Consider the following 19,522-nt stretch of genomic DNA (forward strand, 5'->3'; position numbering starts at 1 on the left):
AGAGAGCGAGACCGACAGACATGGACGAGAACACCCGTTACCAGGTGCTGCGCAACGACGAGGAGCAGTACTCGCTGTGGCCCGTCGACGTCGAGGTGCCCGCCGGCTGGCAGCCCGTCGGCAAGGAGGGCACGGAGGCGGAGTGCTCCGCCTACGTCGACGAGGTCTGGACCGACATGCGCCCGCGCAGCCTGCGGGAGCGCATGGAGAACGCCGAAGCCTGACGCGTCCCGCACGACCGCGAAGGACGGCCCGGGGTGCGTTCCGCAACCGCACCCCGGCCTCCGCCCTGCCCGTCCGTCTGCCCGCCCGTCCAGCCTGAGGAGCTGACATGACACCGGTCCTGCACACCGAACGACTCACGTTCCGGCCCTACCGCCCCGAGGACGAGAACCACTTCGTGGCCCTGCTGCGCGACGAGGAGGTCTGCCGCTGGATGGGCCAGGACCGCGTGCCGGAGGCCGACCTGCGCACGCTGTTCCGCGCCATCCTCACCGATGTCTACCCGCAGCACATGTTCGACGTGTGGGGACTGTGGCGCGAGGAGGTCTACGTCGGCCACGCGGAGGTGAAGAAGACCGGCAACGTCGACGGCCACGAACTGGTCACCGCCCTCGTCCCCGAGTACTGGGGTCAGGGCCTGGGCACCGAAGTGGTCCGCGGCCTGCTCCGCCACGCCGCCGACAACCTGGGCCTGAAGGAGGCCTACGGCATGGTGGGCGCCGACAACACCGCCAGCCTGGCCATGATCCGCCGACTGGGCTTCCGGCACATGCGCGACGTGGTCGGCGACGACGGCACCGTGACCAAGATGGTGGTGATCTCGACGACGGACCCGGACTGACACCGGGAGCCGGCCCGGAACGCCGTCCGTCCGGCGACCTCACACGCGACGATTGTGGCGTCTGCGGCTTTGGAGTCTGCGGCCCAAGGCGCCACCGGTCCGCGTTGTGGTCGTCGACCGAGGCCGTTCGCCTGCTGCCGGTCAACCGCCACGTCGAGCGGGCGTTCTGTTCGTGACCCGGCGCCTCCCCGGCCGTGCCGCAGGGATGCCGCCCGGGTGACGGACGCGGGCGGGCGACCGATCGCCGCGACCGATCCACGGGACGGTCGGCTGGAGTACGGCCTCGGTGCGGACTCACGCAGTCGCGTCCGGGATGCCGTGGGAGCCCGCCCTCATGGCCGTCGGAGCGTGACCGAGGGGAGCCACGGGGGAGATCCACGGCATCGCGTACGCGCGAACGACAGGGCACCGTCGAGCACCCGGTGGTCGAGCGAGTGACCGGCCTTCGCAGGAGCGGCCGGGTGCCGTCACTCCGGGGCGAGGGCCACCGTCGTCGTGACCCGGGTGACGGCGGGTTTCGACGGCGTCGAACCGAACCCGAAACGCACGGGCGGTTCGACCGGTGCCATCACTCCGAGGTCGGTGCTCCCGAAAGCGGCCGACACCGCACGGATCGGCAGCAGGTCCCGGGCGCCGTACCACTCGCGGCGGCCCCCACCGGCGCTGCCGCGGGTCCGTACGCCCGACAGCAGCAGGCGGGCGAGCGGGTCGGTCAGCGTGCTCCATGCCGGACGGCGGGCGAGCGCGCCGGGAACGGCACGCAGCGCAAGGCCCGGAAGCCGTCGCCGACCGGTGGCGAAACACAGGTCGAGCGGCCCCGCGGTGACGGTCCAGACGTGCTCCGTGACACTCACGCCGACCGGGACGACACGCACCGTGTCAAAGACGTAAGTGCCGCTGATGAAGTCGGCCACCTCCTGTGTGGGGGCCAGCAGCAGCCTCTCCCCGTCGGCCCGTTCCAGCATCACGTCGCTGAACGCTCCGAACGGCGAGCGTTGCCAGTGTCCGAGCACGATCCGCGTGCCCGAGGAGGTGCCCATGCCGGCGATCCATCCGTCGAAACGCAGCCGCGGGCGTCGCGTGGCTCCGCCGAACATCCGGTTCATCCGCCCGTCCCCGCTCGGAATACTCCCCGGGCCTTGCCCGGAGCGGGGCTCGTCGGGGATTCGGAAACGCCGGGGGACACACCCCGGGACATCGGGGTCGAAAGGCTCCAGCCGTGCATGCCCGACTCCTTCCGAGAAGTGCGCCACGGGCTTGCCGAGAGGGCGTTCGGAGGCCCGTCGCGGTGACCGGTGTCTCTTCCAGAGCATCGACGGTGGCGTCGCCGACGGCCACTGGTCATGCGCGACGGACCTCTTCCGGAGCAAGCCGAACCGGCGGGCGCCCGCCGGCGCGAGGCCGGCCACAGGATGCCGCGCTGCTCACCGGGGAGTCGGACACGTCCGTGAACGCACCATGTCCTGACTGACCGGATACCGCCGACTCAGCCCTCGCCACGAGCGCAACCCTCGCACCCCACGGGCCTTTCTCGGCCTTGCCGCCGCCCTGTGCTGCTACAAGCGACTCGCCCGGCTCACCCCATAGGACACGGTCTGAGCCGATGAGGCCGAGGCCTGCGTCAGGCCGGCAGGGGGTGCAGGCGCTGGTGCCGTCGGCGAGTGGATGTCGTGCCTCGTCTGTCCGATGCGGTGCGCCGGTTCGCGTGGGTACGCTTGTTCCGTGGGGGCCGTGTGCGGCCGGTGGGGATGCTTGCCGCGTTGTCAGCGCGGCGTCGGGCCACATGGCCGTGATGCCTCTCCTCGAAGGGCATGGGTTCGGCGGCCGGTACGGGCGAGAGCCTGGGGCCGCCGGGCGCCCGGGCGGGGTCCGCACATGTTCTCCGGTGGAGATCCCTGCATGGGAGGCGGCAAGGTGGCCCTATTGAGAGCCTTGAGCGTCGGGATGCCGAAGGACGTCCCCTGGCACGGCAGGACCGTGCGCACCGGCGTCTACAAGAGGTCCGTGACCGGGCCGCGGATGGTGCGGCGGCTGAACATCGACGGCGACGGCCAGGGCGATCTGGGCGGTCACGGAGGCGAGCAGCGGGCAGTGCTCGTGTACCAGACCGATTCCTACCGTTTCTGGGCTCGCGAACTCGGCCGCGACGATCTCCGACCAGGTCAGTTCGGGGAGAATTTCACCGTCGACGGCCTGCCGGACAACGAGGTCTGTATCGGTGACCGCTACCGCATCGGCGACGCGCTCTTCGAAGTCACCCAGCCGCGGGTGACCTGCTACCGAGTCGGCCTGCGGATGGGCGAGCCGCGGATGGCGGCACTGTTGGTGGCACACCACCGGCCCGGCTTCTATCTGCGCGTACTCGAGGAAGGCGAGGTCGAAGCCGGGCAGGAGATCGTCAAGGTCTCCACCGGACCCGAGGCGATGACCGTCGAGGAGATCGACCGGGTGCTCTACCTGCCCGGGCACACCCGCCGGCAGGTCGAACGTGCCCTGCGGATCCCCGCGCTCAGCCCCGGCTGGCAGGCGTCCATGGAGGCCCTGCTGGATCAGGGGGACAACGCGGCCGCCGGAACGTCCGGCAGCGCCGGGCTGAATGCCGCGGCCACGGCCCCGCGCCCCGCCTGGCCGGGCTTCCGCCCACTGGTCGTCACCCGCGTCCAGCCCGAGAGCCGTAGCGTGTTCTCCCTGTCGCTGGCCGCCCCCGACGGTTCGGATCTGCCGACCGCACTGCCGGGGCAGTTCGTCACGGTCAAGGTCCCGCCCGAGGGGGACGCGCCGCCGCTGATCCGCAGTTACTCGCTGTCCGGCGAGCCGGGCACCGGAACGTACCGGATCAGCGTGAAGGCCGAAATCCACGGCGCGGCCGGCAACCGCCTGCGCAGCCACGTACGTACCGGCGACCACCTCGACGTCGCGGCGCCCCGCGGTACCTTCTGCCTGACCACCGGGGACAATCCGGTGGTCCTGCTGTCGGCCGGCGTCGGGGTCACTCCCGTACTGGCGATGCTGCACGCACTCGCCCGCGACCGCTCCAGCCGCCAGGTGTGGTGGCTGCACGGGGCCCATGACGGCACGGAGCACCCCTTCGCCCGGGAGAGCCGGGAACTGGTCGGCATGCTTCCGCGGGCCCGGTCGAGGATCTACTACAGCAAACCGGCCGCCGAAGACCGCCGGGACGTCGACTACACGGACATCGGCCACCTGTCGGGCGACCGTATTCCCGGCCTGGCGCTGCCCATCGACGCCGACGCCTACCTGTGCGGCCCCGGGGCCTTCATGGACGGCCTCACCACCGCTCTCGTCGACGCGGGCCTGGAGGCATCCCGCGTCCATACCGAGATCTTCGGCGCGGGCCCGTCCCTCACTCCCGGGATCGACGGCGCGGTGACAGCCGCACCCCACCAGCCCGCCGGGCGGGCGGGCACCGGTCCCACGGTCGCCTTCGCCCGCAGCGGTCTCGAGGTCCCCTGGAACGAAGCCCGGGAGTCCCTGCTCGAACTCGCCGAGGCCTGCGATGTCCCCGTCAGATGGTCGTGCCGGACCGGCGTCTGCCACACCTGCGAAATCGCCCTCATGTCCGGGGCAGTGCGGTACGCCCCCGACCCGGTCGAGCCCCCCGCCGACGGCAACATCCTCATCTGCTGCTCCAAGCCCACCGAGGGGATCGTCCTGGACCTGTGATGAGCGGCGCCCTCACCGCGCCGACACGGACGGTAGTGCGGCCCCCCGCTCCGAGCCCGCGGGCACCGACAACGAGCCGCCGGGGTCCGGCGCGGACAGCTCTGCCGGCCGCCGGGCACTGTGGGCGGAACACGCCGGGCTCCACCATGTCCTGCGCATGCCCGGGGCGAGCCCGGTGGCGGGCGGGCTGCGGCGCCCCGCGCGGACCAGGGACGTCGACCAGGACGTCGTACAGGTGCCACCGACCGCTTCGCGCGCGATGCTGGGTAAACGCGCCGTGCCGCGGCGGCACACGGCGAGCACGAGGCACGCACCGGCGCCGAGGACCCGGACCGGCCGGACTGGTACGCGCAGTACATGGTGCGCGAGCGGGCCGGTACCCAGTCGCCGACATGAGCGGGCAGCCCCGCCGATCGCGTCGGCGGCAGATGATGACGAAGTGGCCGACCCCCATCCCGGCAGCCGGCGCCGCGGCGGTCCCTGCGACGTGCCCCCAAGGGACCGCAGCGCAGCACTTGACCGGAGAGGGACGGCGCACCGTGCGTGCACGCTCAAGACGGGTTCCTCGCGGTTTCTGCGGGTGTCGGAGCGAGTCTGCGACCGGCGGCTGCGACCAGCCGCGGTCCCTGGCTACGGGGGAGCTCTGCCATCACCCCGTGCCGCCGGTGGCCCGCCCGGGGTCGTTGGGGTGGGGTTCGAGCGGGGTGACGGTGAGGGTCATCCAGGGGCGCAGCGGCAGTGTGCCGAGCACCTTCTCACGGAGCTCCTCCTCGTTCGCGGCCCGCCAGATCCCGATGCTGCGCGACTCGCCGACCGGACGCCACAATCGGGCCAGGTTGCCGGTCGTCGAGAGCTCCCCCGCGCGGACCGCCTCGGCCGCCCTCCGCCTGTCGACCTCGTCCTGGCCGGTCCCCTCAGGGACCGTCGTGGTGATTTCGACAAGAAACTCCTGCATCGGTTTCGCTCCGTTCGGTGAAGATCCCGGCGACGACGGGAAGGGCGAGTTCGCTGGTGGTCATCCGTCTCCCCCGAGCGGAGCCGCGATCAGGTCGGACGCCGCCCGACCGCTACGGGAGTTCCACTCCGCGATGACCCTTGAGTTGTCCGTCCGGCCCGGCGATCCGCGCCACGACCGGTTTCCTCTCGTGGGAGGCGTGGCCTCCTGGCGTCCAAGGCGCCCGAACGCGGGCCCGGGGGTACGCCTGTTGCCCACGCCGCTGCCCCCGGGCCGCCTCTGGCGGCGCCACGGGGCTTTGTGCGTCCCCACCTTGCACAACGCCTCGCGCGCTCGGTACCGCCGGAAGGCAGCGACCCGTTCCAGCGACGAAGATGCGGAAGTACCGCGGCCCGCAGCGTTGCATCGTGCTCCGGACCAATGGGCACGTGAGCACGTGAGAAGGCGCCTTTCGGCCGAAGCAGCGGGGGCCGACGAAGCCCGACGCCGGCAACCGCGCACCCGCAGCACGCTCACAGACCCGAGCGCACTGCTCACGCCGACGGCGAGCCAATGCGGCAAGAATCCCCCCGAACTTCCCGCGCCGGCACTCGATAGACATGCCGCCGCACACCATGAGAGCTCTCACGCGAGGGTTTTCAGCAGCCGTTCCGCGAGCGCTTCGGCGGAGTGGGGATTCTGCCCGGTGATCAGGTTGCGGTCCTCGACCATGTACGGCTTCCACATCTCGCCCCGGCTGTACTCGACACCGACTTTCTCCTTGAGTTCGTCCTCGAGCAGCCACTGTGCCTTGTCGGCCAGTCCGACAGCCTCCTCCTCTTCATTGGTGAAGCCCGTGACCCGGTAGCCCTTGAAGGGCGACTCGCCGTGGATCCTGGTGGCCAGCATCGAGGCAGGGGCGTGGCACACGATTGCGAGTGGTTTGCCCGAGGCGAGTTGTTCGGTCAGTATCCGTCCCGCGTCGGCGTCCACCGACAGGTCCTGCATCGGGCCGTGGCCTCCGGGCAGGTACACCGCGTCGTAGTCCTGCAGCCGCACGTCCGAGAGTTTGATCGGCCGGCGCATGACCTCCGCGGAACGGATGATGGCTTCCAGTTCGAGCGCTCCCTCCTCACCGCCGGCCATGGCGGGGCGCAGGCTCATCATGTCGACGGTCGGCGTCACGCCGTTGGGCGTCGCGACGACGACCTCGTGGCCTGCCTCCGTGATCGCCTTGTACGGCTGCGCGAATTCCTCCGCCCAGTAGCCGGTGGCGTACCTCGTGCCGTCCTTCAGGACCAGGTACGTAGCTCCGGTGACCACGAAAAGTACCTTCGCCATCACGAATCGCCTCCTCAGCTCTGTTTGGAGAAATTGAGGGGATTTGCGCTAAAGGTCAGTCTAGGCACAGGAATCATCAGGCACATGCGCACAGCGGTTCGTAGCCCAAGGCTCGCAGTGCGACGTGTCGTTGACCGTGACCGTGAACGAGTCGAACGGCTTACGGATGCGCGTGTACGCCCTCGCGGCGGTGCCCACTGCCCGTCTACCGGGGCGTCGTGCGGGCGTTGTCAAGTTGTCTGGGGGATGGCTTGCTGAGCGGGTGGCGGGGTGTAGTGGGGGCGGTTGCCGGCCCCGGGGCGTGGGCCGGCATGGAGTCGAGCAGCGGTACCAAGGCCTCGGGGAGGCCGCTCAGGTCCGGGGTGTGGTCGGGGTTGGTGACCTGCCCGACGATCGCCTCCCAGCGCGCCCCGTCGTAGGAGGCAGCGCCCGGTGGCCGCGTACAGCAGTACCGTGCCGAGTCCGTACACGTCGGCGGACTCCTCGACCTTCGTCCGCCCCAGAGCCTGCTCGGGCGGCATGCAGCGCACGGTGCCGATGGTCATCCCGCTGTGGGACAGCGTGTCCTTGGAGGTGTAGAGGAACGCCCCGAGGCCGAAGTCGATTGTGAATCCCGTAGGCCATGTCCTCAAGCCCTCTGCGACCGAGCCGTGCTCTGTCGTACCACCAGGTGGGTCGCCAGTTCGATGCGCTGTGCCGCCGTGCCGGGGTCGTCCGGGCGGAGCAGCATGCGGGTGGCCTCCTCGGCCATGTGCCGCAGGGGCTGGTGGACCGTGGTGAGGGGCGGGCTCGACCACTGGGCCAGTGGTACGTCGTCGTAGCCCACCACCGACAGGTCCTCCGGCACGCGCAGGCCCCTGACCCTGGCCGCCTCCAGGACGCCGAGTGCCTGGAGGTCGCTGCCCGCGAAGACCGCCGTCGGCCGGTCGGGGCCGTTCAGCAGGTCCATGGCGTGTTCGAAGCCGCTCTGTACGTGGAAGTCGCCGAAGCGCGTCAGACGCGGGTCGGTCTCCAGGCCCGCCATCGTCATGGCGGAGCGGTAGCCGTCGAGACGGGCGAGCGAACAGAGCATGTCCTCGGGGCCGGTGATGATCGCGACCCGCTCGTGACCGAGGTCGGTGAGATGGCGGGTGGCGGCGAGGCCGCCGGCCCAGTTCGCGGAGCCGACCGAGGGGACGTCGGGGGCGGGGTCGCCCGCCGGGTCGATGACGACGAGGGGGATGGCCGCGGCTCTGAGCTGGCGTTTGATGTCCTCCGGGAGGGTGGAGAAGACCAGCACGACGCCGAGCGGCCTGCGTTGCAGCACGCCCGGGAGCCACTCCGGAGCGGGGGTGTGCCGGGTGCCGCTCTCGGTGAGCGCCACCGTCGCGCGGTTCTCCTTGGCGACGTTCTCCACGCCCCGGATCAGCTCCATCGCCCAGACGCTCTCCAGCTCGTGGAAGACGATTTCGATGAGCGGGGAGCGGGAGGCCGGCTGGGCGCGACGGCGGTAGCCGTGGACGTCCAGCAGCCGTTCCACCTTGGCGCGGGTCGCGCGAGAGACGTCCGATCGGCCGTTGAGGACCTTCGAAACTGTCGGCATCGAAACGCCGGCCTCTTTCGCCACCGTGGCCAGGGTGACTCTGCCGCTCGTCTCGTGGTCATCGTGCATAGACGCAGGATACGGCACCGTGCGTCGATAACAGTTTGAGTGAGTGCCGACTCGACCGTTGACCGGAACTCCCGTCTGACCTACTGTCCCACGGCATGGACTTTCGGTGATGAGGCCGAAACTTTCGAGAGGCGAACGATGAAGACACGTGCGCGCTTGCCCAGACTGGTCGCCGGTGGTGCGACGCTCACCCTGGCACTGACCCTTTCGGCCTGCGGTGACGGGGGCGGCGGGGCGTCCTCGGACGACGGCAAAATCCATGTCCTTGTCTACGGGGACGCCGCCAACAAGGTCGAGAAGCAGCTCGTCGACACGTTCAACAAGACGTCCGACGTCAAGGTCGTCCTCGACACCATCCCCGGTGCGGACTACCAGAAGAAGCTTCAGACGATCATCAGCACCCCCCAGGCCCCGGACGTCTTCTTCAACTGGGGCGGCGGCAGCATCAAGCCGTTCGTCAAGGCCGATCTGCTGATGCCGCTGGACGACTTCATCAAGAAGGACCCGGACCTGGAGAACAAGTTCCTGCCGTCCGTGTTCGCCAACGGCGTCGTCGACGGCAAGCCGTACGGCATCCCGATGCGCGGCACCCAGCCGGTCCTGCTCTTCCACAACAAGAAGGTCCTCGACCAGGCGGGCGTCAAGCCGCCGAAGACCTGGGACGAACTGCTCGACGCGGTCGGGAAGCTCAAGGACGCGGGTGTCACGCCGATCGCGCTCGGCGGCGGCGACATCTGGCCGACGCAGATGTGGTTCCAGTACCTCTTCGACCGCCTGGCCGGCCCGGGGCTGTTCGAGAAGGCCGTCGGGGGCGACAAGAGCGCCTGGGAGAGCGCGGACAGCAAGAAGGCCCTGGGCATGATCAGGGAGCTCGTCGACGCCGGCGCCTTCGGCAAGAACTACGACTCCGTCAAGTACACCAACGGCGGCTCGGTCGCGCTGGTGTCCTCGGGCAAGGCCGGCTTCGAGCTGATGGGCTCCTGGTACTACTCCCAGCAGCTGACGGACGCCAAGGAGTTCGCCGAGAAGGACCTCGGCTACACCGTCTTCCCGGCCGTCGAGGGCGGCAAGGGCGACCCGGCCGGCGTCGCCGGCAACACCAACAACTACTACTCGGTGATGAAGAAGACCGAGCACCCCGAGGCCGTCGCCGAGTTCCTGAAGCTCATGTACTCCGACGAGTTCGTCAAGGCGCAGCTGGAGATCGGCAACCTGCCGACCACGACCAACACCGACAAGTTCATCGACACCTCGTCCACCCCCGAGTACTCGCGCTTCCAGTACGACCTGGTCGCCGACGCCCCGTCGTTCCAGCTGTCCTGGGACCAGGCGTACCCGCAGAAGGCGAGTTCGTCCATGCACAAGGCCATCCAGCAGTTCTTCAACGGACAGCTCGACGCGGACGGCTTCATCAAGGCCATGCAGGCCCTCCCGACCGAGTGACGAACGGCTCATGACCACAAAGACCACGAGCGCTCCGCCCGCCGCCGGACCCCGTAAGGGGTCCCGGCGGAGGCCGCCCGCCTCGTCCGCAACGAAGGTGGGCCGCCCCGGCTTCGCCTGGGCGCTGCCCGCCGCAGTGTTCTTCGCCCTCTTCGCGATCGTCCCGCTGATCATGGTGGCGGTGCTGTCCTTCATGAGCTGGGACGGACTCGGCTCGCCCGAGTTCGTCGGCATGGACAACTGGTCGCGCCTGATGGACGACCCGGTGATGTTCCAGAGCGTCTGGCTGACCCTGCTGCTGACCGTGCTCGGCGTGGTCGTCCAGACGCCGCTGAGCATCGTGCTCGGCGTCTGGGCCGCCGGTCATCAGCGCAACCGGGCCGTGCTGTCCGTCATCTACTTCATCCCGCTGCTGCTGTCCGCGACGGCCGTCTCCGTGCTGTGGCGGGCGCTGCTCGACCCGAACTTCGGCATCCCGGCCGAGGCCACCTGGCTGTTCGGCGACGGCAACCTGTTCGGTGAACAGGCCACCGCCATCGGGGTGCTGGCGTTCGTCAGCACCTGGCAGTTCACCCCGTTCCACACGCTGATCTACCAGGGCGCCGCCCGGGCCGTCCCGCAGGTGCTCTACCAGGCGGCCGAGATCGACGGGGCGGGCCGCTACCGGCAGTTCTTCCACATCACCCTGCCGCAGCTGCGCAACTCGATGATCACCTCGATGATCCTGATGATCGTCGGCGGCCTGACCACCTTCGAGACGGTCCTCATCCTGACCCAGGGCGGCCCCGGCACCGACACCACCATCAGCGCCTACTACATGTACGACAAGGCGTTCAAGAGCTTCGACTTCGGCGCCGGCTCCGCCATCGCCCTGGCCCTGGTCGTCTCGGCCACCGTCATCTCGCTGATCGTCGTCCGGGTCTCCGGCTACGACAAGATGCGCAGCACCATGGAAGGTGTGTCATGAGGCGCCGTCCCCACTACCTGGCCGGCGCCGGCTCGCTCTTCTGGCTCTTCCTGGTCGGCCTGCCGCTGTACGTGATGCTCGCCGCGACCGTGCGCACCCGCCAGGACTACGCCGAGAACGGCCCGGTCTCGATCCCGGACAGCTTCACCCTGGACAACTACACCGGCGCCTTCGACTCGGGCTTCGGCCAGTACTTCTTCAACACACTCGTCGTCACCGGCTGCGTGATCGGCATCGTGCTGCTGCTGGTCCCGCCGCTCGCCTACGCGATCGTACGCAGCCGCGGCCGGACCACGTCGGCGATCTTCCGGCTGTTCCTGCTCGGCCTCGCCATCCCCGCCCAGGCCGTCATCGTGCCGATGTTCTACCTGATCAGCAAAGCCGGACTGTACGACAACCTGCTGGGCGTCATCCTGCCCACAGCGGCGTTCTGCCTGCCGATGTCGGCGCTCATCCTCAGCGGCGCGATGCGCGACATCTCCCCGGAGCTGTACGAGGCCATGGCCATGGACGGCGCCTCCCCGCGGCGCATGTTCTTCCAGCTCGTCCTGCCGCTGTCGAGGGGCGGACTGTCCACGATCGTGGTCTTCTCCGCGCTCCAGGCCTGGAACGGCTTCCTGTTCCCGCTCGTCCTGACCCAGTCCGACTCCGCCAAGGTCGTCACCCTGGGGTTGTACAACTTCCAGACCGAACACGGCATCGACATCCCCGGTCTGCTGGGAGCCGTGGTGCTGTCCATGGTGCCCATCCTGCTCGTCTACCTGTTCGCCCGTCGCGCCCTGGTCCAGGGTCTGATGGGCGTCGGAGGAAAGTGACTGCCGACGTGGCCGTAGAGACCACCCCCGAAATCCCCCTCTGGAACGACCCCGACCGCCCCGTCGCCGCCAGGGTCGACGCGCTGATCGACACGATGACCCTGGACGAGAAGATCGCCCAGCTGTACGGCGTGTGGGTCGGCGCGTCCGCCAACGGCGGCGAAGTGGCCCCGCACCAGCACGACATGGAGGAGGCCGTCGACCTCGACGCGCTTCTGCCCGCCGGACTGGGCCAGTTGACCCGCCCCTTCGGCACCGCGCCCGTCGACCCGGCGCTCGGCGCGCTCTCCCTGCTGCGCACCCAGTCCCGTATCACCTCGGCCAACCGCTTCGGCATTCCCGCCGTCGCGCACGAGGAGTGCCTGGCCGGCTTCGCCGCCTGGGGTGCCACCGCCTACCCCGTCCCGCTGTCCTGGGGCGCCACCTTCGACCCGGACGTGGTACGCCGGATGGCCGCCGCCATCGGCCGCGACATGCGGTCCGTCGGTGTCCACCAGGGTCTCGCGCCCGTCCTCGACGTGGTGCGCGACGCCCGCTGGGGCCGGGTGGAGGAGACCATCGGCGAGGACCCCTACCTCGTCGGCACCATCGGCACCGCGTACGTCCGGGGCCTGGAGTCCGCCGGGATCGTCGCCACCCTCAAGCACTTCGTCGGCTACTCGGCCTCCCGTGCCGGGCGCAACCTCGCCCCCTCGCCCATGGGCGCCCGCGAACGGGCCGACGTCCTGCTGCCGCCGTTCGAGATGGCGATCCGCGAGGGCGGCGCCCGCTCCGTGATGCACTCCTACACGGACACCGACGGGGTCCCCGCCGCGGCCGACGAGGGCCTGCTGACCGGACTGCTCCGCGACACCTGGGGCTTCGACGGCACCGTCGTCGCCGACTACTTCGGCATCGCCTTCCTCAAGACGCTGCACGGCGTCGCGGGCGACTGGTCGGAGGCCGCGGGCGCCGCGCTGAAGGCCGGCGTCGACGTCGAACTGCCCACCGTCAAGACGTTCGGCGCGCCGCTCGCCGAGGCCGTCGCCGACGGCCGGGTACCGGAGTCGGTCATCGACCGCGCCCTGCGCCGCGTCCTCGGCCAGAAGGCGACGCTCGGCCTGCTCGACCCGGACTGGAGCCCGGTGCCGCCCGCACTCGACGGCGCCGACCCGGACGACCCGGACGCCCTGCGCGGCACGATCGACCTGGACCGGCCCGAGAACCGGGAACTGGCCCGCGAGATCGCCGAGAAGGCGGTCGTCCTGCTCACCAACGACGGCACCCTGCCGCTCGCCCGGCCCCGCCGCATCGCCCTGGTCGGCCCCAACGCGGCCGAGGCCACCGCCGTACTGGGCTGCTACTCCTTCCCCCAGCACGTGGGCGTGCGGCACCCGGACGTCCCGGTCGGGATCGACCTGCCCACCCTGCGGGACACCCTGGCCGCCGAGTTCCCCGACGCGGACGTCACCGTCGCCCGCGGCACCGGCGTCGACGACGGAGACCTCTCCGGCATCGGTGAAGCGGTCGACGCGGCACGGGACGCGGATGTCGTCATCGCCGTACTCGGCGACCGCGCGGGCCTGTTCGGCCGCGGCACCAGCGGAGAGGGCTGCGACGCGGAGTCCCTCGCCCTGCCCGGCGCCCAGCAGCACCTGCTCGACGCGCTGCTCGACTCCGGCAGGCCGGTGGTGACCGTCCTGCTCGCCGGGCGGCCGTACGCGCTCGGCCGTGCCGCCGCCGAGTCCGCGGCGATCGTGCAGTCCTTCTTCCCCGGAGTCGCGGGCACCCGGGCGATCGCCGGGGTGCTGAGCGGCCGTACCGGCCCCTCCGGACGGCTCCCGGTCAGTGTGCCGCGGGGTCCGGGGTCCCAGCCGACCACCTACCTCGGTGCACGGCTCGCCCAGGCCAGCGAGGTGTCCAACATCGACCCGACGCCGGCGTTCGGCTTCGGCCACGGCCTGACGTACACGGCGTTCGCCTGGAGCGACCTCGCCGTGGACACCGAACAGGCTTCGACGGACGGCGAGTTCACCCTCTCCCTCACCGTCCGCAACACCGGTGGGCGGTCCGGCACCGAAGTCGTCCAGCTCTATCTCCACGACCCGGTCGCCTCCGTCGTCCAGCCGGTGCAGCGGCTCGTCGGCTACACCCGGGTGGAGCTGGAGCCGGGAGAGGCCCGGCGCGTCCGCGTCACGGTTCCGGCCGACGTGGCCTCCTTCACCGGCCGCGCCGGCCACCGGATCGTCGAACCCGGCGACCTGCAACTCCGCCTGGCCGCCTCGAGCACCGACACGCGCCTGACGGCGACGGTCACCCTGACCGGCCCGGAACGCCAGGTGGACCACACCCGCCGCCTCCACGCGGCCTTCACCCAGGAGCCGGGCCCGCAGGCGTCAGCCTGACCTGACACGGGCCTCGTCCGGCCCGGACCGCGTGAACGGTCCGGGCCGGCCGGGGCCGTCCGGCCCGGACCGTTCACGCCGTGCAGGCGCCCGCGGGGGCGTGCGCCGTCACATGAGTGCGGTCGGGCGCCGCTTCAGCGGATCGCCGTGACGACCTGCGTTCAGGAACTATTAAGAAGACAGCCTGAAAAATCTTACTGAAAATTGCGGCAAGATGACGCAAACGCTGCCCGGTCACCGGCGAAGCGCCCTAGCCTGAGGGCGTATCAGTTCATGAGTTGAAGGAGGGCACTCACATGCGTCAGGCAAAGCGTTCATTCCTCGTGACGGCGGCAGCACTGCTGCCGGTGCTGACGGGCGGCGCGGCAGCGCACGCGCTGACGCAGGAAGCAGGACGGGCGCAGGCCGGTGTCCCCGCCTGCGTGGAGGTCGCCCCGAGCTGGCGCTACACCTTCGTCACCAACAACTGCTCCGCCCCCTACACGCTGACCATCGCCTACAGCGACGGTCGCGATGTTCCGTGCCGCGTCGCCCACCCCGGCGACCACATCACCTTCCCCGGTCACGGCACCCAGGGCGAGCACGTGGTCGGCGCCGTCCTGTGCTCCGACGGTGCCGACCACTGACGCACCTCCCGGCCGGACCGGATCAGGCAGGCGCGTCCGTGCGGGCGGTGCGACGACGCCGGACCACAGCGAGCAGGACGTCCAGCGTGAGGAAGGCCGGCAGGGACCACCCGAGCAGCGAAAACGCCCGGCCGACGGCGACGGCCAGTGGCACGCCGATCACCAGGGCGGGCCTGGGCGGCTTCCGCCACGCGCACACCGTGCCGGGCGCCCGGGACCTCCGGATCCGCCCGACCCGCGCCGGTGCGGGGCCCCTCCTGCGCGGGATGCGGGGTCTGCCCCGAGGCAGTACGAAGGCGCCATCCGCACGGCTGCCGTGGTGTCCGGCCGGCTCAGCACCTCGGCCGGTACGAACGGACTCCCACGCCGGAGTGACGGGCCGAGGGAATCCGGTTCCGGTGCCGGCGAGGTCACGCCGCCTGTGCCGGGCGGATGTTCTGGTTGGCGTGGAAGAGGTTGTACGGATCGTAGGCGCGCTTGACGCGCGCCAGCCGGTCATAGTGGCCGGGGTACGTGGCGCGCACCCGGTCGGCCTGCTCGTCCGCGCCCGCGAAGTTCACGTAGCCGCCGCCCATCGAGTACGGGTGCATCTCCTTCCAGTAGTCGGTGCACCAGCGCTTGATCAGGCCCGCGTTGCCGGGGTCCGGGTCGATACCGGCGAAGACTCCGGACCAGGTCGCGTTCCGGTAGTTCCACGCCGTCTCGTCCGCTCCGACGCGGCCGGCGGCCCCGTCGACCGGGTACAGGTGCATCGTGCACTGGCCGGTGGGGATGGACTCACCGTACCTGCGGTGCACCTCGGCGGCCTCGTCCGGGATGCCGTCGAAGAAGGCACCCCGCCAGTACCACTGCAGGCCCTCCGGAAACAGCGCGTCGAAGTTGCCCTGCAACGTCGTGTACGGCATCGGGGCGGTGAAGTGGAAGGCGGGCCGGCCGGCCTCGTGCACCGCGGCGAAGGTCTCCTCCAGGCGGTCGAGCGCGCCCGTCCAGCACCAGACGATGCCGCACACCTTCCGCCCGTGGAGCTCCTCCGGGAACGGCGGTGCGGGCGGTACGACCAGCTCGGCGAAGAAGCCGTACACATCGTCCGAGGCCTGCGGCAGGTACTCGCGGTACCACGTGAGGACCTCGTGGGTGTGGTCGACCGGCCACAGGGTGACCGCGACACCCACCGTGTCCACCGGGTGCAGACGGTAGGTGAAGGCGGTGACGACGCCGAAGTTCCCTCCTCCGCCACGCAGCGCCCAGAACAGGTCGGGGTGCTCGGTCTCGCCGGCGGTGACAAAGCTGCCGTCGGCCAGCACCACGTCCGCGGCGATCAGGTTGTCGACGGTCAGGCCGTACTTGCGGGTCAGGTAACCGTGTCCTCCGCCGAGCGTGAGACCGCCGACCCCGGTGGTCGAGACGATCCCCGAGGGCGTGGCGAGGCCGAACGCCGCCGTGGCGTGGTCGAGGTCGCCCAGCAGAGTGCCGCCGCCGACCTGGGCCGTCCGCGCGGCCGGATCGACCCGGCACCAGCGCATGGGGGACAGGTCGAGCGTGACACCGCCGTCCACCACGCACAGGCCGGGCCCGCTGTGCCCGCCGCCCATCACGGCGACTTCGAGTCCGTTGTCCCGTACGTGGTTCACCGCGGCCATGACGTCGCCGGCGTCGGCGCAGCGCACCAGCGCGGCGGGATGCCGGTCGATCATCGCGTTGTAGATGTGCCGGGCCTCGTCGTACGTGGGGTCCTGCGGGGCGATGACCGGTCCGCGCAGCGCGGTCCGCAGGGATTCCAGGGAAGGAGCATCCAACGTGGGGCTGCTCATGATGTGTTCCCTCATTCAGACGTGACGTGCGGGCGCCCTCCCACCCGGCCCGTCTCCCGGGGCGTGCTTCCACCGTCCCGCTGCGGAACCTGGCCTCACGTCCAGGCGCCTCGGGTCCGGTCGGGCATCGGGCGTCATCCGATGGTGTTCCGTGTGCGGCCGGCGACGGAGTGGCCGGTCGGGTGCGCACTCCCTTCGCGAAGCCGCTGATCCTCGACAGCGCACGCCGGCCTCCCGGCTCCGTCCGGGGCCGGCCACGCAGCCCGCGCACGCGCGGTGCACACGCCGACCGAACCGCCCGAAGGCCGACTCCTTCAGCGTCTCCCCACCCGCCGGGCCACGCAACACGCCACCCGGAGAACGTGCCGGCCCGGGCCGGCAGGTGACAGCCCCGTCCGCGGAGAAACCGGGTCAGGGCCGGAGCAGCGCCGCTACGGGACCCCGACCCGGAGGTACAGCCGGTCAGCCATGCCGCGCGCGTGAGGGACGACGGTGTGGCCGAGGGCGTGCGGGCGGCCACCGCCGGGACCAGTCGGGCGAGCCGAGGGCCCACCCGGAAGATGCAGTACCCGGTCGTCGCCTGCCGTGGCGAACCGCCGGGGCAGCCATTCCGGCGCCGGCACCGTGTGCAACCGGTCGTGGAAGCCGCCCGACGTCCGGCTGAGGGAGCCGACCCGCCACGGGCGCCGGGCCAGTACGTCCAGCATCGTCGGCCCGGTGAGCCGCTCCAGAACCATGTCGGGACCGTTGATCTCGTACCCCTTCGGCACGGGATAGCCACAGGCGGCCACATGTGCCATTACTCGCGCTTCCCACTCGGCGGGGCTTCCCCGCCGGCGACGCCGCAACACTCTGGACTCGTCCAAGGCGAACACATCGGCGTCCCGCCCCCGCGATCAGCTCCATGCGCGGCAGTCTGCCCTGACGGCTCCCGCACGCCAACAGGGCGCAGGCAAGACTGAGAAGGGAACCGGACACCACGGCCGCGACCGCACCCGCGGACAATGGACAGCAGGAGGGCGCCGCCGACCAGTCGGTCGAGTTCCGTGCTGTCGGTGACGGCCAGGGCGAGGCCGATCAGCTGGTCGGCGACGCCGAGGCCGCGCAGGTCGTCGGCCGTGACGCCGGCGAGGAGGGGCTCGGCCGCCGGCGGCACGGCCTCGGATCCGGGCGCCGGCTCGGGGACGGCCTCGGATGCGGCAGGTCAGATCCGGTCCCGCCCCAGGTCCGCGACGAACCCGGACCACGCGCTCCGCGCGAACGCGAGCCGAGGGCCACCGCGTTCCTTGGAATCCCGTACGTGTATGGCGGTCGGGTCGGCGGCGACTTCCACGCGTTCGCCGCCTTCGTCACCGCTGTAGCTGCTCTTGAACCAGTTGAGCTGCGTGGACTGTTCGGTGTTCATAGGTCTTCCGGCATCTTCTCGAGCAGGCGCAAGGACTCGCGTGGGGTGAGTGCCTGTCCTCGGATGCCGCCATGTCTTCGCGGTCAGGACACGCACCTCTTCCGAGTCAGTGATGAGACGGCTGAAGTGCTGGACCTCCAGATGGGCGAGCCGCGCAGGATACCCGGAACGACAGAGTCGAACGAACGGTGTGACTCGGGTTGTCGAGGGTTGCTGACGGGCTGCGGAGCGTGCCGTACTCCTGGCCGGTCATCGATGTGCCGGGCGCGTGGTCGGGGACTGAGGCGGTCGTCATGTGTCTCTGATCGGGAAGGACGGACCAAAGGAGGAGGACGGGGTCAGATGGTGAGTTGTTGTGGGTCTCCCGGGACGGGCCCGGGCACCAGGCGTGTGAAGTACTCGGTCTGGATGATCTTTCTGCGGGCTTCTTCGGGGAGGCGGGCAAGGATTCCGGGCAGGGGGCGTTCGCGGGCGACCTCGCCCTGATGGGCCAGGATCGCGCGCCACTTCACGTCGGCCCACTCACTCACGTCCACGACCGTGGTCACATATGAGTCCGGGACGCAGAGCACGCTCTTGCCGACGCCCCTCAGCAGTGGCCCCAGTTCGCCGACTCCGCTCTCGGGATGGGTCGCCGCGTACAGGGCCTGGGGCTGCCAGGGGGCTCCGGCTTCCGGATAGAGGCGCGCGATTCCTGCGGCCTGGCAGGCGAGAAGGGTGATCCGGTGGGTGTGGCGGTGGTCTGGATGGCCGGTCAGCTGACCGAGTGCGTCGTGGGTGACCATGATGTCGGGTCGGAACTGCCGCACATGCTGAACGACGTGACCGACGGCTTCATCGAGTGGCACGTCGACGAACCGGGGCCGACCAGGTGCGGAAGCCGGATTGCGGGCATCGGCGTAACCGAGCATGCGCGGCGGGCTCGCACCCAACTCCTGCAGGGCCGAAGTGAGTTCGGGTGCACGGCGGCTGTCTGCGGCCCAGGTGGCGGTGACGACCGAGGTGCGGGCGCCACCTGCGGCGTGCTGGGCGAGGACGCCTCCGAAAAGCAACGCCTCGTCGTCGGGATGCGCAGCCACGCCCATCAGGGAGGGGCGAGGAGACAGTGTCACGGTGGCTTCCTGATGATCGAATCGGACCCGGACGGCGGTTCGGACGACGGGTGGGCGGCCGGTAGCGGTCGGCGTCGGCATGCTCCGCGCGGGCCCGCTCCAGGGCGCCCTCCGCGAAATCCAGGCCATCGACCGTGTAACCGAGCGAGGCGAGGTACGCGACCAGTTCGCCGGTGCCGCAGCAGACGTCCAGCGCGCGGCCGTCTCCGGGCGCCGGTGTCCGCTCGGCGAGCAGGCCCCGCTCCTCGTCCCCGAGCCGCCGGAAGCCACGGCCGTCGGTGTAATGCGCGGACCAGTCGGCCCGGGTGTATCCCACAGATCGCTCCTCGTTCATGAAAGACGGGGTGGTGGGGTGCTACGGAAGTTCGACGGGACCGTAGAGGGCGGCCGGCTGCCCGGTCTGCAGCGCCCAGTACCGGTCGCCGTACGACCAGTGCCACCACTCCGTGCCGTAGTTGATCGAGCCTGCTGTGGACAGCGCGCCGCCCAGGGCGGTCCGGTTCGT

18 protein-coding genes and 3 pseudogenes are annotated in these 19,522 nt (G+C 70.5%); 10 read left to right on the forward strand and 11 right to left on the reverse strand.

Translation table 11 applies throughout. The features are described 5' to 3' along the window. The first annotated feature begins 20 nt into the window (after window positions 1-20). Both V4Y04_RS33975 and V4Y04_RS33980 read left to right on the forward strand, forming a co-directional pair. Entirely contained in the window at window positions 21-224 is a 204-nt protein-coding gene (locus tag V4Y04_RS33975) for an MbtH family protein (protein WP_042166983.1), read from the forward strand. A 107-nt stretch (window positions 225-331) separates the two neighbouring features. Then, window positions 332-844 (forward strand): GNAT family N-acetyltransferase, encoded by a 513-nt coding sequence (locus tag V4Y04_RS33980; RefSeq protein WP_332432157.1) that lies wholly within the window; start codon window positions 332-334, stop codon window positions 842-844. A 467-nt stretch (window positions 845-1,311) separates the two neighbouring features. Here the strand turns inward: V4Y04_RS33980 and V4Y04_RS33985 are convergent, their stop codons facing one another. After that, the gene (locus tag V4Y04_RS33985; protein ID WP_332432158.1) at window positions 1,312-1,950 is read right to left on the reverse strand and encodes a hypothetical protein; all 639 of its coding nucleotides are present in this window, start codon (window positions 1,948-1,950) and stop codon (window positions 1,312-1,314) included. A gap of 337 nt (window positions 1,951-2,287) precedes the next feature. Between V4Y04_RS33985 and V4Y04_RS33990 the strand changes: the two are divergent. After that, a pseudogene (locus tag V4Y04_RS33990) lies at window positions 2,288-2,431 on the forward strand (IS5/IS1182 family transposase); the annotation flags it as partial. Window positions 2,432-2,758: 327 nt separating this feature from the next. Continuing rightward, window positions 2,759-4,528 carry an MOSC and FAD-binding oxidoreductase domain-containing protein gene (locus V4Y04_RS33995; RefSeq protein WP_332433101.1) on the forward strand — a complete coding sequence of 590 codons (1,770 nt, stop codon included), beginning with the start codon at window positions 2,759-2,761 and terminating at the stop codon, window positions 4,526-4,528. 649 nt (window positions 4,529-5,177) lie between these two features. Here V4Y04_RS33995 and V4Y04_RS34000 read toward each other — a convergent pair. Continuing rightward, window positions 5,178-5,483: a muconolactone Delta-isomerase family protein gene (locus tag V4Y04_RS34000; protein WP_332432159.1), complete on the reverse strand. Its 306-nt coding sequence runs from the start codon at window positions 5,481-5,483 to the stop codon at window positions 5,178-5,180. 624 nt (window positions 5,484-6,107) lie between these two features. Continuing rightward, on the reverse strand, window positions 6,108-6,803 hold the full coding sequence (locus V4Y04_RS34005) for a type 1 glutamine amidotransferase domain-containing protein (protein ID WP_332432160.1): 696 nt from the start codon (window positions 6,801-6,803) through the stop codon (window positions 6,108-6,110). A gap of 453 nt (window positions 6,804-7,256) precedes the next feature. Between V4Y04_RS34005 and V4Y04_RS34010 the strand changes: the two genes are divergently transcribed. Then, window positions 7,257-7,382: a hypothetical protein gene (locus V4Y04_RS34010; protein ID WP_332432161.1), complete on the forward strand. Its 126-nt coding sequence runs from the start codon at window positions 7,257-7,259 to the stop codon at window positions 7,380-7,382. 49 nt (window positions 7,383-7,431) lie between these two features. Here the strand turns inward: V4Y04_RS34010 and V4Y04_RS34015 are convergent, their stop codons facing one another. Continuing rightward, complete coding sequence (locus tag V4Y04_RS34015) at window positions 7,432-8,454, reverse strand: LacI family DNA-binding transcriptional regulator (protein WP_332432162.1); 1,023 nt, start codon at window positions 8,452-8,454, stop codon at window positions 7,432-7,434. 138 nt (window positions 8,455-8,592) lie between these two features. Between V4Y04_RS34015 and V4Y04_RS34020 the strand changes: the two genes are divergently transcribed. From V4Y04_RS34020 to V4Y04_RS34040, 5 genes are all read left to right on the forward strand, one after another. Next, a complete protein-coding gene (locus V4Y04_RS34020; protein WP_332432163.1) occupies window positions 8,593-9,897 on the forward strand; it encodes an ABC transporter substrate-binding protein in 1,305 nt (434 codons plus the stop codon). Between the two features lie 10 nt (window positions 9,898-9,907). Beyond that, window positions 9,908-10,864: a carbohydrate ABC transporter permease gene (locus V4Y04_RS34025; RefSeq protein WP_332432164.1), complete on the forward strand. Its 957-nt coding sequence runs from the start codon at window positions 9,908-9,910 to the stop codon at window positions 10,862-10,864. Beyond that, a complete protein-coding gene (locus V4Y04_RS34030; protein WP_332432165.1) occupies window positions 10,861-11,679 on the forward strand; it encodes a carbohydrate ABC transporter permease in 819 nt (272 codons plus the stop codon). Before V4Y04_RS34025 ends, V4Y04_RS34030 begins: the two co-directional genes overlap by 4 nt. Then, a complete protein-coding gene (locus V4Y04_RS34035) occupies window positions 11,676-14,063 on the forward strand; it encodes a glycoside hydrolase family 3 N-terminal domain-containing protein (RefSeq protein WP_332432166.1) in 2,388 nt (795 codons plus the stop codon). The genes V4Y04_RS34030 and V4Y04_RS34035 overlap by 4 nt, the downstream gene beginning before the upstream one ends. 296 nt (window positions 14,064-14,359) lie before the next feature. Beyond that, window positions 14,360-14,689: an alpha-amylase gene (locus V4Y04_RS34040; RefSeq protein ID WP_332432167.1), complete on the forward strand. Its 330-nt coding sequence runs from the start codon at window positions 14,360-14,362 to the stop codon at window positions 14,687-14,689. 22 nt (window positions 14,690-14,711) lie between these two features. Here V4Y04_RS34040 and V4Y04_RS34045 read toward each other — a convergent pair whose 3' ends face one another. From V4Y04_RS34045 to V4Y04_RS34075, 7 genes and pseudogenes are all read right to left on the reverse strand, one after another. Continuing rightward, the gene (locus V4Y04_RS34045; protein WP_332432168.1) at window positions 14,712-14,852 is read right to left on the reverse strand and encodes a hypothetical protein; all 141 of its coding nucleotides are present in this window, start codon (window positions 14,850-14,852) and stop codon (window positions 14,712-14,714) included. A 247-nt stretch (window positions 14,853-15,099) separates the two neighbouring features. Then, window positions 15,100-16,500 carry an FAD-binding oxidoreductase gene (locus tag V4Y04_RS34050; RefSeq protein WP_332432169.1) on the reverse strand — a complete coding sequence of 467 codons (1,401 nt, stop codon included), beginning with the start codon at window positions 16,498-16,500 and terminating at the stop codon, window positions 15,100-15,102. A 431-nt stretch (window positions 16,501-16,931) separates the two neighbouring features. After that, window positions 16,932-17,300 carry a hypothetical protein gene (locus V4Y04_RS34055; protein ID WP_332432170.1) on the reverse strand — a complete coding sequence of 123 codons (369 nt, stop codon included), beginning with the start codon at window positions 17,298-17,300 and terminating at the stop codon, window positions 16,932-16,934. 404 nt (window positions 17,301-17,704) lie between these two features. Beyond that, window positions 17,705-17,905: a DUF397 domain-containing protein gene (locus V4Y04_RS34060; RefSeq protein WP_332432171.1), complete on the reverse strand. Its 201-nt coding sequence runs from the start codon at window positions 17,903-17,905 to the stop codon at window positions 17,705-17,707. 338 nt (window positions 17,906-18,243) lie between these two features. Continuing rightward, complete coding sequence (locus V4Y04_RS34065; protein WP_332432172.1) at window positions 18,244-18,990, reverse strand: PIG-L deacetylase family protein; 747 nt, start codon at window positions 18,988-18,990, stop codon at window positions 18,244-18,246. 109 nt (window positions 18,991-19,099) lie between these two features. Then, a pseudogene (locus V4Y04_RS34070) lies at window positions 19,100-19,351 on the reverse strand (class I SAM-dependent methyltransferase); the annotation flags it as partial. A 21-nt stretch (window positions 19,352-19,372) separates the two neighbouring features. Then, a pseudogene (locus tag V4Y04_RS34075) lies at window positions 19,373-19,519 on the reverse strand (M15 family metallopeptidase); the annotation flags it as partial. Window positions 19,520-19,522: the final 3 nt, after the last annotated feature.

It is taken from the genome of Streptomyces sp. P9-A2 (assembly GCF_036634175.1).
In the GTDB taxonomy this organism is placed as follows: Bacteria; Actinomycetota; Actinomycetes; order Streptomycetales; family Streptomycetaceae; genus Streptomyces; species Streptomyces pratens.

Bases quoted from the DNA above. Each gene is read 5' to 3' on its own strand.
- V4Y04_RS33975 (WP_042166983.1), top strand. From the start codon at position 21: ATGGACGAGAACACCCGTTACCAGGTGCTGCGCAACGACGAGGAGCAG.
- V4Y04_RS33980 (WP_332432157.1), top strand. From the start codon at position 332: ATGACACCGGTCCTGCACACCGAACGACTCACGTTCCGGCCCTACCGC.
- V4Y04_RS33985 (WP_332432158.1), bottom strand. From the start codon at position 1,950: ATGAACCGGATGTTCGGCGGAGCCACGCGACGCCCGCGGCTGCGTTTC.
- V4Y04_RS34000 (WP_332432159.1), bottom strand. From the start codon at position 5,483: ATGCAGGAGTTTCTTGTCGAAATCACCACGACGGTCCCTGAGGGGACC.
- V4Y04_RS34005 (WP_332432160.1), bottom strand. From the start codon at position 6,803: ATGGCGAAGGTACTTTTCGTGGTCACCGGAGCTACGTACCTGGTCCTG.
- V4Y04_RS34015 (WP_332432162.1), bottom strand. From the start codon at position 8,454: ATGCACGATGACCACGAGACGAGCGGCAGAGTCACCCTGGCCACGGTG.
- V4Y04_RS34020 (WP_332432163.1), top strand. From the start codon at position 8,593: ATGAAGACACGTGCGCGCTTGCCCAGACTGGTCGCCGGTGGTGCGACG.
- V4Y04_RS34025 (WP_332432164.1), top strand. From the start codon at position 9,908: ATGACCACAAAGACCACGAGCGCTCCGCCCGCCGCCGGACCCCGTAAG.
- V4Y04_RS34030 (WP_332432165.1), top strand. From the start codon at position 10,861: ATGAGGCGCCGTCCCCACTACCTGGCCGGCGCCGGCTCGCTCTTCTGG.
- V4Y04_RS34040 (WP_332432167.1), top strand. From the start codon at position 14,360: ATGCGTCAGGCAAAGCGTTCATTCCTCGTGACGGCGGCAGCACTGCTG.
- V4Y04_RS34050 (WP_332432169.1), bottom strand. From the start codon at position 16,500: ATGAGCAGCCCCACGTTGGATGCTCCTTCCCTGGAATCCCTGCGGACC.
- V4Y04_RS34055 (WP_332432170.1), bottom strand. From the start codon at position 17,300: ATGGCACATGTGGCCGCCTGTGGCTATCCCGTGCCGAAGGGGTACGAG.
- V4Y04_RS34060 (WP_332432171.1), bottom strand. From the start codon at position 17,905: ATGAACACCGAACAGTCCACGCAGCTCAACTGGTTCAAGAGCAGCTAC.
- V4Y04_RS34065 (WP_332432172.1), bottom strand. From the start codon at position 18,990: ATGGGCGTGGCTGCGCATCCCGACGACGAGGCGTTGCTTTTCGGAGGC.